This is a genomic window from Nonomuraea sp. NPDC051941 (assembly GCF_044593615.1).
In genome coordinates this window covers 573,788-582,797 of record NZ_JBIUCF010000003.1, presented here as the reverse complement: position 1 = coordinate 582,797, position 9,010 = coordinate 573,788, and the positions used below count along the sequence as shown (strand labels likewise).

Here is a 9,010-nt window from a genome sequence, read left to right as displayed (position 1 = left end):
GGCGGGGGGGGGGGGGGGGGGTGTGGGGGGGGCGGGGGGGCGGGCCGCCCCCCCCCCGGGGGGGGGGGGCCCCCGGGGCCCCCCCCCCCCCCCGCCGGCCCCCCCCCCCGCCGGAGAGCTGGTTCGGCTCGTGGTGCACGCGGTCGGTCAGCCCGACCTGGTCCAGCGCCGCCAGGGCCCGCCTGCGCCGCTCGGCCTGGCCGATGCCGCCGTACACCAGCGGCAGCTCGACGTTGGCCAGCGCGCTCATGCGCGGGATCAGGTTGAACGACTGGAACACGAACCCGACCCTGCGGTTGCGCAGGATGGCGAGCTGGTGCTCGTCCAGCTGTCCCACGTCGGCGCCGTCGATCAGGTACGTGCCGGAGGTGGGGATGTCGAGGCAGCCGAGGATGTTCATGAGGGTGGACTTGCCGGAGCCGGAGGCGCCCATGATGGCGACGTAGTCGCCGCGCTCGACGTCCACGCTGATGCCGCGCAGGGCGCGGACCTTCGCGTCGCCCTCGCCGTACTCCTTGACCAGGTCCTTCACGCGCAGGACCGGGGGAACGTCCGGGGCCGTCATCGCCCGCCTCCCGGGCCGCCGCCGGGCACCGCGCCGCCGCCGGGGAAGCCGCCGCCACCGCCGAAGCGCAGGTTGCCGCCCGTGGTGCTCGTCGTGGTCGCCGGGGGCACGATCTGGTCGCCCTCGGAGACGCCCGACTTGATCTCGGTCAGCGTCGTGCCCTGCACGCCGACCTCCACCGGGGTCCTGGTCTGCGTGCCGTTCCTGATCAGGGTGACCGTGGTCTGGCCGCCGCTGGTGGAGACCGCCGTCGAGGGTACGGTGACGACGTTGTCGGCCTGGCCGACCACGACCTCGACCGTGGCCGTCTGGCCCAGCCGCACCTGGCCCGGGACCTTCGTGAACGTCACCGTGACCGGATATTGCACGACATTGTTGCTGGTGGAGGCGACCGGCTGGATCTGGGTGACCTTGCCCGTGGCGGTCACCCCCGGCAGGGCGTCGAACGTGACCGTGGCCTCCTGGCCGTTCTTGAGCTTGCCGACGTCGGACTCGGTGAAGGTGCCCACGAGCTGCAGCTTGCCGGTGTCGGCCAGCTCGACGAAGCCGCCGGAGCTCTGAGTGCCGGAACCCGAGGCCTGGCCCGTGCCCTGGCCGGAGGCCGCGCTCGAACCCGACCCGGAGCCGGATCCGGAGCCCGATCCCGAGCTGCTGCCGCCGACCGTGCCGTTCACCGCCGTGATCGTGCCCTTGAACGGCGCCTTTAGCACGGTGGCCGCGACCGTGCGCTGGGCCTCCCGGTAGGCGTTGCGGGCCTTGATGTAGGAGGCGTAGAGCTGGGCCGTCGAGGTCCCGTCGTCGACGGCCTCGTCGTACGTGGCCTTGGCCGCCGACAGGCTCTCCTGCGCGGCGTCATCGTCGATCCTGGCCAGGAGGTCGCCCTTGCTCACCTTGTCGCCGGCCTTGACGTAGACCTTCTCGACCGTCCCCGTCGTACCGAACGAGAGGGCCCTGGATTTGGAGCTCTCGACCGCGCCCGACGCGGACACCGAGGCCACCACGGAGCCGCGGCTCGCGGTCACGGTCCTGACGGCCGTCTGGCCCGCCGCCTGTCCCGTGCCGAGCTGGGCGTACGCGAGCGCGGCACCGCCCAGCAGGAGCACCACCAGCGCTCCGTTGGTCATCAGCGCTCTGCGCCGTGTGGACACCTTCACAGGCGGTGACCCTTGCACACCAGGCTGCGCCGGAGCCGCGAGCGAGCTGAACGTTCGCTGACAACCTGGGGGTCCCTCCAGGTACACAGGTAACTCTTAGGCTGCTCGCAGCCTGGCGCGAGCCGGCTTCGCCAGGATGGGCCGCCATGAGACCGACTTTCGCGCTGGGCGGCCTCGCCCTCGCCGTGCTCGTGGCCGGGTCCGGCCTGGCGCTGGCGCTGCGCGACGACGCACCGCCCACCGTCCAGGTACGGCTCGCCGCCGCGCAGCGCGGCCAGGTCACGGCCACGGTCAGCGCGGCGGGCAACACCGTGGACGGCTCGCGCAGGGACCTGGCGTTCGGCTCTTCCGGAACGCTGACCAAGGTGTACGTCAAAGTCGGGACCAAGGTGAAGAAGGGGCAGGTGCTGGCCAGGGTCGACGGGCGGTCGGCGCGGGAGGCGTACACGGCGGCCAAGGCCGATCTCGCCGCCGCCGAGGAGGCCCTGGAGGACGCCCAGGAGAAGGCGGCGTCCCCGACCACCGCCGCCAGCCCAGCGGCCTGCACGCCGTCCGGGAACGGCGCCACGCCGGCCACGTCCGCCGGCGGGACGCCTGCTGGTTCGGCGACACCCACCAGAGGTGCGACCCCCACGGGCGCGGCCACGGGTACGGCCACGCCCACGGGCAGGCCGAGCGGTGGCGCGGTCGGCGGCAACGGGGCGCTCGGGCCGACGGCGCCGCCCGCCCAGGGCGTGTCCCTGAACAACGGGAGCCCGGCCACCGGCTCCACCCCCCGCCCCACCAGCACGCCGACCTCCGGGCCCACGGACCCCGGCCCCACCGACCCCGGGCCCGAGCCGCAGCCCACGGTCACGGTCACCGTGACGGCTACTGTGACGGCCACCGTCACCACGACCGCCACCCCGACCGGCGGCGCTCCCCAAGGCGGCACCCCGGGCGGGGGCTCCGACCAGTCCGGGAGCCGTCCCACCTCGGACGCCACCCCGTCCGCCACGAGCTCCGGCAAGCCGTCCACCAGCGCGAAGCCGTCGGCGAGCGGCCGCCCCACGGGCAGCGGCAAGCCGACGGCGAGAGCGAGCACCAGGCCGACCGACGGCGCCGCCCGGCCGAACGCGCAGTCCTCCTGCAACCGCGGCACGGGCTCCGCGGGCCAGAGTCAGGCTCAAGGCCAGGGACAGAGTCAGGCTCAAGGCCAGGGTCAGGCTCAGGCTCAGGGGCAGGGCGGCGTCAGCGAGGAGCAGGCCGGCGCGAACGTGGACCGCGCGCAGGCCGCCCTCGAACAGGCCGCCGACGCCGTACGGGCGACCCGCATCGTGGCCCCCGCGGCGGGCACGGTGCTGTCGCTGGCGGGCGCGGTCGGCGACCAGGCGGGCACCGGCACCTTCGTCAGCCTCGGCGACCTCAACGAGCTGCAGGTCCAGGCCATGGTCACCGAGTCGGACGTGAACCGGCTCAAGCTCGGCCAGAAGGCTCGGATCACCCTGGCCACCCGGAACGGCCGGCAGTACGAGGGGACGATCACGGCCATCGCGCCGACCGCGACGGTGAGCGGCCAGCTCGTCCGCTACTCGGTCACCCTGGCCTTCGACGAGCCGCCCACCGGGCTCATGCTCGGGCAGACCGCCTCGGTGACGGTCACCACGGACACGGCCGCGGACGCGATCTACGTGCCCGCCTCGGCGGTCCGCAGCAGGTCGGACGGCGCCCAGGTGGTCACGGTTCGGGCGGGCGGACGGGACTCGGCGAAGGTGGTGCGGACGGGCGTCCGCGGCGACCAGTACGTGGAGGTGACCTCAGGGCTGCAGGAGAGCGACGAAGTGGTCATGTCGGGCGCCACGAACGGCGAGTTCCCGGACGCGAGCTGGCCCGGCGCCTGACCCCCCTGGACAGGCGCTTGACCCCCTGGTCCGGTGTCTGACCCCCTGGACCGGCCCGGCACCTCCTCTCCCGCCGGGTCCCGGGCAGGGCCGCACGTGGCGCGTGCCGCCCCGGCCCGGCGCGCCCACCGGCGGCGCCACCCGGCGCCTCCGGTGGGCGCGGCAAACGCGCCCGGGAGCGCGGCCGGCCCGCCGGGCGTGTGCGCGGTTGAGCGGATTTTCAGGCCGCTCCCAGCAAACGTTCAGCCGACGCGCGGTGCGCCCGCCCGGCCGGCGGCCGCAGGACCGGTGGTCGCGGGGATGGTGAGCCGGTGAGCGGTCTTCGCCTGCGCGCCCCGCCGGGAGATGTAGTCCAATGTCCGGTAATCGACGGAAAGTTCATCCCGGGTCAGCCGCGCCATCAGATACCCCCGCCGCTGGTCGATGAAGGAGATGTGCGGGTTCTCCTGCAGCGCCTCCGCGATCCACGTCCGGTCCCGGTACCCGTCGCCGTCGCTCGCGATCGACGAGGCGATCAGTTCCTTGGCCACCACCGGCGAGTCCGGGTCGTCGAAGTCGGTCTTGAGCTCGGCCAGGTGGTGCATGTGCGCGTCCCCCGTCAGCACCACCGGGTTCTCGGTGCCCGCCAGCGACCCCAGCAGCCGCGTCCGCTCGGCGGCGTACCCGTCCCAGGAGTCCAGGTTCACCTCGCGCCCGGGCCCGACCTTGTAGTCGCGCTGCGCCATCATGATCTGCTGCCCCAGCAGGTTCCAGCGGGTGGTGGAGCCGCGCAGGCCGCTCTCCAGCCAGCGCCACTGGTCGGACCCGAGCAGCGTCCGCCCCGACGCCAGCCGGTCGTCGCACCCGGCCCGCACGCCGTCCAGGCACGCCTGGTCGTCGCGGAACTGCCGGGTGTCCAGCAGGTGGAAGCGGGCCAGCGTCCCCCAGGAGATCCGCCGGTTCACCCTGAGCACCGCCCCCTGGAGGCTGGCGCGGCGCAGCGGCATGTTCTCGTAGTACGCCCGGAACGCGTGCGTCCTGCGCGTGGTGAAGCCGGGAGCGTTCGTGCTGGAGACGGGCCCGGCCCAGTTGTTCTCCACCTCGTGGTCGTCGAACGCCACCAGCCACGGCGCCACCGCGTGCGCGGCCTGCAGGTCATGGTCGCTCTTGTACTGGGCGTGCCGCAGCCGGTAGTCGGCGAGCGTCTCGCACTTGCCGGGTGTGTGGGTGCGTACGCGGCCGGCCAGCGCCGTGTAGCCGCTGGGGCCGTACTCGTACATGTAGTCGCCGAGGAACACCACCAGGTCGGGCTCCTGCTCGGCCAGGCGGCGGTAGGCCGTGTAGTAGCCGTGCTCGTAGTGCGCGCACGCCGCCACCGCGAAGTTGAGCGGCGTCTCCCCGGCGGGGGCCGTCCTGGTTCGGGCCGCCGGGGAGAGCCTGCCCTCGCTTCTGAAGCGGTAGAAGTACTCGCGCCCCGGCTCCAGCCCGTCCAGCTCGACGTGGACGCTGTGGGCGTCGCGCGACCTGGCGGTGGCCGTACCGGACCTGACGATCTTGGAGAAGCGCTCGTCGGCCGAGACCTGCCAGTCCACGTCCACGTCACGGGCGGGCATGCCGCCGCGGCCGTCGCCGGCCAGCGGGTCGGGCGCCAGCCTGGTCCACAGGACGAAGCCGTCGGCCGACGGGTCGCCGGAGGCCACGCCCAGCGTGAACGGGTCGGATCTGAGGGTTCTGGCCGCTGCCGCCGGTGTGGCGGTCTGGGGGAGGAGGAGTCCGGCTGTCGCCGCTGTCAGGAAGGCTCTGCGGTCCACGTTCACAGGTATGTCCGCCCGCGCTGACCCGGCCGTGACAGCCGAGTCAAGCACGGGTGAACAGCATCAGTCGTCCTGTTTGCGAGGTTTGGCCTCGGCCGATGACCTCATTGAGCGTTCATCCGATGGCTCCGTGAACGCCAGACAGCGTTCCGCGGAGCGTGGCCGCGTCCGTGAAGTGCACGCCGGTCATGCCCGCGCGCTCGGCGCCCTCGACGTTCTCCTCGCGGTCGTCGATGAAGACGACCTCGGACGGGTCGGCGCCCAGCGCGCGGGCCATCGCGTCGTAGATCTCCCGGTCGGGTTTGACCAGGCCCATCCTGCCGCTGTAGAAGCGGTGGCCGACCTCGGCGATCCAGGGCAGCTCGTCCAGGCCGTCGCCGACGCAGACGGGCATGTTGGACAGCAGCGCCACGTCACGCCCGGCCCCGATCAGCTCGCCGAGCAGGGTGATCGTGCTCTCGTTCGGGTACGCCCAGCTCGCGACGTCCATGGCGACCAGGCGGGCGAGCTCGGACCGGGTGACGGGCCGGTCCAGCACGGCCGACCAGTAGTCCAGCGGGCCCAGGCTCCCCCGGTCGAACTCCAGGCGGTGCTCCCAGTAGCCGTGCCGGAACGCGTCCGGGTCCGCGCCCACCGCCCGCGCCATGGCCTCGTTGTCGGACTCGAGCTGGGGCAGGCACAGGACGCCGCCGTAGTCGAACACAATCCACGTCATGCCAGGAATGGTCGCAGATGCGGGTCCAGCGCCGGGCAACCTAGGTACTTCTCGACCGTGTGAAAGTCGATCCAGTCCAGGTTGACCAGCTCTTCGGCGTCGATGCCGGTGAAGCTGACGGCCAGGTTGGGCGGAATGGCGGCGATATCGTCCTTGTCGGCGATGTTCACCCAGCGCCTGACGCCCGGCGGGCGTTCGCCGTGGCCGTTGATGGGGGCGGGCAGGAGGCGCTCGAAGACGACGTTGCGCATGCCGAGCGGGCTGCCCAGGGTGATCAGGAGGTCGATCCGGAGGCTGGGGTCGCCCCACAGCGTCTCGTACGCGACCACGCTGCCGAGCGAGTGGGCGATCACCACCTTGGGCCGGTTGCGCCTGATCGCGTCGGCCACGGCCTGCCGGCACCTCTCGCGCTTGCCCTCGTCCGTGAGGTACGCCGCCACCTCCGGCGCGAACAGCTTGGCGAACGCCGCCGACCTGCCGTCCAGCCGGTCGAGCAGCCAGCCGGTGAACGACTTGAGCGCCCCCGTCACGTGCTCGCCCACGCCCAGGTTCTTCGCCCAGGCGACGAGCACCTGCTGGATCTGGCCCTCCGCCGCCGCGGCGGCCCTCGCCTCCTCCTCGCCGCCCTTGCCGCTGTGCAGGTGGTGCGAGAAGTAGGCGACCTCGCTGAAGTACGGCCGCGCCTCGCCCCCGAGCGCCACCTGCAGATAGCGGTCCCACTTGACCCGCATGGCCTCGGCCGCCGCGTTCGCGGACCGCCCGGCCTCGAGGTAGTAGTTGTACTTGCCGATCCCGTGCACACCGACGATCGCGGTCACAGCGCCTCCCCACCCGTGATCTCCACGCGCGATGGTGGCACACGTCACTTGCAGTCCGCCATCGAGCGAATAGGCAAAATGCCGTTGCGCGCGGCATATATCACCCATTTACTGTTAATGCTGGTGAGAGAACAGGAGTCCCGCCCATGCCCGGCCCGCTGATCGTCAACGACTCGATCGTCATTCCCGACGTCGAGCTCGTCTGGCGTTTCTCACGTTCGTCGGGCCCCGGTGGCCAGGGCGTCAACACCACCGACAGCCGCGTGGAGCTTGTCTTCGACGTGGCCGCCAGCACCGCGCTGCCGCCCGCGCTGAAGGCCAGGGCGCTCGACCGGCTGGGCTCCCCGACGATCACGATCGCCGCCTCCGAATACCGCTCCCAGCTGCGCAACCGGGAGGCCGCGGCGCACCGCCTGGCCCAGCGCCTGCGCGAGGCCATCGCCCCGCCGCCGAAGCGCCGCCGCCCGACCAAGCCCAGCCGCGGCGCCGTCGAGCGCCGCATCGCCGCGAAGAAGCAGCGCTCCGACCTCAAGCGCCTGCGCCGCGAACCCTAGCGGGGCCGTGAGCCCCGACCGAGCCCTCAGCCCTGATCGGGCCCTGCGCCCTGGCCGATCAGGCGGGGCAGGTCCGTGATGGTGGTCGACAGGTAGTCCGCCACCGGCTCGGGGACCAGGTGCCGGGACGTGATCTCCGAACGGTTCAGCCGTACCCGCTCCACCTCGTACAGCCCCCGCGACGGGTCCTCGAACTCGGGCCCGTGCCGCAGCCCAGGATCCATCGCCACCAGGCGGCAGCCGTAGACGTGCTGGGTCTTGAGCTCGCCCTGCCACGGGTACGACAGCGTGACCAGGGGCGTCACCGCCGAGACGGTCGCGCCCAGCTCCTCGAGCAGCTCCCGGTGCAGGGTGTGCTCCAGCGTGTCGTCCCCCGGTTCGACATGCCCTCCGGGGATGCTCCAATAGACGTCGCGTCCCGGAACCGTACGACGGAAGATCACCAGCCGCTCGTCGTGGTCGAGCAGGACACCGCGGACACTGGGTCGCATAGGGACACCCTATTTGACCGGTATGTCCTTCCGGTAGCCTAACCTACGGTACCGTAACCTGAAGGAGAAGATCTTTTATGGCGATGACTCAGACGGAGCTGCTGCACGAGCTGGAGCCCGTGGTGGCCGTGGAGCTCGACCGCCATCACACGATGGCGAAGGAGTGGTTCCCGCACGAGTACATCCCGTGGAGTGAGGGCCGCGACTTCGACGGCATCTACGGGGGCGAGGCGTGGCAGGAAGGCGACTCCAAGATCCCCGAGGCGGCCCGCATCTCGCTCATCGTCAATCTCCTGACCGAGGACAACCTCCCCAGCTACCACCACGAGATCGCCAGCACGTTCGGCCGCGACGGCGCCTGGGGCACCTGGGTGCACCGCTGGACGGCCGAGGAGGACCGCCACGGCACCGCGCTCCGCGACTACCTCACGGTCACCCGCGCCGTCGATCCCGTGGCGCTCGAGCGCGCCCGCATGCACCACATGGAGAACGGCTTCACCACCGAATACGGCACCATGCTCCAGCAGCTCGCGTACGTCTCCTTCCAGGAGCTGGCCACCCGCATCGCGCACCGCAACACCGGCAAGGCCTCCGGCGACGAGGGCTGCGAGCGCCTGCTCGCCAGGATCGCCGCCGACGAGAACCTGCACATGCTCTTCTACCGCAACCTGCTCAAGGCCGCCTTCGAGCTGGACCCCAACCAGACCATGCGCGCGGTGACCGACGTCGTCACCACGTTCCAGATGCCGGGCTCGGGCATCGAGGGGTTCACCCGCAAGGCCATGATCATCGCGAACGAGGGCATCTACGACCTGCGTCTGCACCTGGACGACGTGCTGATGCCGGTGCTGAAGCAGTGGTCGGTGTTCGACAAGACCGGGCTGGACGCCGAGGGCGAGCAGGCCCGCGAGCAGCTGTCCGCGTTCCTGGCCAAGACCGAGACCACGGCCGCCAGGTTCGTCGAGCGCCGCGAGGAGCGCCGGGCGCGCGCCGCCGCCCGCTGACACGCGGCGATGGAGGGAGCGTGGAGTGGAATGATC

9 protein-coding genes are annotated in these 9,010 nt (G+C 72.0%); 3 read left to right on the top strand and 6 right to left on the bottom strand.

What is annotated here, in order from left to right:
• Positions 1–565, bottom strand: a 565-nt coding sequence (locus ACIHFD_RS09265) for an ABC transporter ATP-binding protein (protein WP_397366288.1), incomplete at its 3' end; no start/stop codon positions are given.
• Positions 562–1,689, bottom strand: a complete 1,128-nt coding sequence (locus ACIHFD_RS09260) for an efflux RND transporter periplasmic adaptor subunit (RefSeq protein WP_397366287.1) — start codon at positions 1,687–1,689, stop codon at positions 562–564. The genes ACIHFD_RS09260 and ACIHFD_RS09265, both read right to left, overlap by 4 nt.
• A gap of 176 nt (positions 1,690–1,865) precedes the next feature.
• On the opposite strand from ACIHFD_RS09260, the gene ACIHFD_RS09255 reads away from it, so the two are divergent.
• Positions 1,866–3,599, top strand: coding sequence for an efflux RND transporter periplasmic adaptor subunit (locus tag ACIHFD_RS09255; protein ID WP_397366286.1), 1,734 nt, complete (start codon positions 1,866–1,868; stop codon positions 3,597–3,599).
• Positions 3,600–3,841: 242 nt separating this feature from the next.
• Here the strand turns inward: ACIHFD_RS09255 and ACIHFD_RS09250 are convergent, their stop codons facing one another.
• The 3 genes from ACIHFD_RS09250 to ACIHFD_RS09240 all read right to left on the bottom strand — a co-directional run bounded on the left by ACIHFD_RS09250 (position 3,842) and on the right by ACIHFD_RS09240 (position 6,925).
• Entirely contained in the window at positions 3,842–5,389 is a 1,548-nt protein-coding gene (locus ACIHFD_RS09250) for an alkaline phosphatase D family protein (protein ID WP_397366285.1), read from the bottom strand.
• Positions 5,390–5,507: 118 nt separating this feature from the next.
• The gene (locus ACIHFD_RS09245; protein ID WP_397366284.1) at positions 5,508–6,107 is read right to left on the bottom strand and encodes an HAD family hydrolase; all 600 of its coding nucleotides are present in this window, start codon (positions 6,105–6,107) and stop codon (positions 5,508–5,510) included.
• Positions 6,104–6,925, bottom strand: coding sequence for a hypothetical protein (locus ACIHFD_RS09240; RefSeq protein ID WP_397366283.1), 822 nt, complete (start codon positions 6,923–6,925; stop codon positions 6,104–6,106). The genes ACIHFD_RS09245 and ACIHFD_RS09240 overlap by 4 nt, the downstream gene beginning before the upstream one ends.
• Positions 6,926–7,071: 146 nt before the next feature.
• Between ACIHFD_RS09240 and arfB the strand changes: the two genes are divergently transcribed.
• On the top strand, positions 7,072–7,479 hold the full coding sequence (gene arfB / locus ACIHFD_RS09235; protein WP_185073280.1) for an alternative ribosome rescue aminoacyl-tRNA hydrolase ArfB: 408 nt from the start codon (positions 7,072–7,074) through the stop codon (positions 7,477–7,479).
• A 26-nt stretch (positions 7,480–7,505) separates the two neighbouring features.
• Here arfB and ACIHFD_RS09230 read toward each other — a convergent pair whose 3' ends face one another.
• A complete protein-coding gene (locus ACIHFD_RS09230; RefSeq protein WP_397366282.1) occupies positions 7,506–7,970 on the bottom strand; it encodes an NUDIX domain-containing protein in 465 nt (154 codons plus the stop codon).
• A 77-nt stretch (positions 7,971–8,047) separates the two neighbouring features.
• Between ACIHFD_RS09230 and ACIHFD_RS09225 the strand changes: the two genes are divergently transcribed.
• Positions 8,048–8,974 carry an acyl-ACP desaturase gene (locus tag ACIHFD_RS09225; protein WP_350726712.1) on the top strand — a complete coding sequence of 309 codons (927 nt, stop codon included), beginning with the start codon at positions 8,048–8,050 and terminating at the stop codon, positions 8,972–8,974.
• Positions 8,975–9,010 lie beyond the last annotated feature (36 nt).